This window comes from Actinomyces sp. ZJ308 (assembly GCF_011752065.1).
In the GTDB taxonomy this organism is placed as follows: Bacteria; Actinomycetota; Actinomycetes; order Actinomycetales; family Actinomycetaceae; genus Actinomyces.
Genome location: NZ_JAAIJY010000071.1, coordinates 1 through 1,472, shown reverse-complemented (window position 1 = coordinate 1,472; position 1,472 = coordinate 1). Strand labels below are relative to the sequence as shown.

At 57.5% G+C, this 1,472-nt stretch carries 1 protein-coding gene; it reads right to left on the bottom strand.

What is annotated here, in order from left to right:
• Positions 1 to 240: 240 nt before the first annotated feature.
• A complete protein-coding gene (locus tag HCR68_RS14410) occupies positions 241 to 426 on the bottom strand; it encodes a hypothetical protein (protein WP_243859156.1) in 186 nt (61 codons plus the stop codon).
• Positions 427 to 1,472 lie beyond the last annotated feature (1,046 nt).

The window sequence follows — 1,472 nt, the reverse complement described above, 5'->3', positions numbered from 1 at the left end:
CACGCAGCCAGGACTCAAGCACCTCCAGGTCACCCTCACGCACAACCAGTCCAGGAGCAGGTCTATTCGCCATACCCCCATCATCCTAAGCACCAACCACAAAACAACTAACGACACGCGACACTAGGACCTCACAGGTCTTGGATACGGGCCAGCCCCGGCCTGCGGCGTAGTCGACCAGGTCGAGTAACCCCTGCTTGGTGGCTGCGTCCACACCGGCGGGAACCGGCTCGGTGGGCATCAGGCCAAGCCCCCTTTTTTCTCCAGCACCACCAGCCCGGCCGCCTGCTCGGTCACCGTGCGCGTGAGTCGGTCAATCTCGGCCCGGGCCTGGCCGGGCTCGACGTCACGAGCAGGCTTCCCCGAGACTCCTGGCCGTGAGGCAGCCAGCGCCTCCAGAGCGCCCTGCCTGGCGACCTGCCGCAACCGCATAATCGTGGAAGCGATCCCACCCCGGCCTGCGCGGCGGCCGCTCCCACCGTGATCTCCCCACGCATCAGCTGCACGTAGATGTCGTACTTCCTCGAGGGAGACAGGAACACCTTGGCCCGGCGCCCAGCGCCCTTCGTCGTGCCAGCATCACTATCACTCATCGCACACCCTCCTCAGGTGCCACGAAAACCCTACCGATGCGGTCTGATCATCACCCCAAAACCGGACACGAACGCTGCATCAAGTCACCGAGCAAGTTCATCCGGTCTGGTAGTCCAAATGACCGATGTTCATCAATGGTTGGCTCGATATGATGTCGCGTAACATTAACACAGGTACCTAGAGCGTCACGATTAGTTTATCGTCATTCCCATGCTTTCTATCACTATTGCAAGAAATTTGACTTTCCAGATTTTTGCTGTTTGAAAGTCGACGCTGACTTTCAGGTTTCGTCGAGATGCTACATTTAGTTATTACTGCAGATTGTGATACTTCTGTCAATAATGAGCCAGCAAACCAGCATGGCACCCAGGACATTTTAAAACTATTACTTAAATCTCGGTCTTGGCGTGCCGCACGTTGCCGACGCCCTACAATGGAGGCTGCGCATTGAGTATTACACATCGATAGCCTCTCTTGCGAAAAGGCACCCTCATAAATGTCTTTTCGCGTGAAGGAGCGTAAATCCCGCTGACGTCACAATACTAGGGACCGTTTTCCTTTGCTGCAAATTAATTATGCTCACATGAGAAGAGATGATTCTGATTAATTCTACACGCCCAACCATTCAAGCATCCACCGCGATTGAAAGGAGAAGATAATTGGGGTGGCTCGCGTCGGTCGATCGGTTCTCATCCTCCAGGACGACCCGCCTCCTCCTGACGGACCCGCCCCGGCCAGGCCCGGGTTCGTTACCCCGGCCGATTCGCCGACGACGGCGCGTTCCTAGGCTGGAGTCATCCGGTTGGTCCCCGGGAAAAACCAGGCGACTCAGCCGCCGCCGGACACCAGCCGTCCCGCAGCCACCGAGCTGTCCGAGC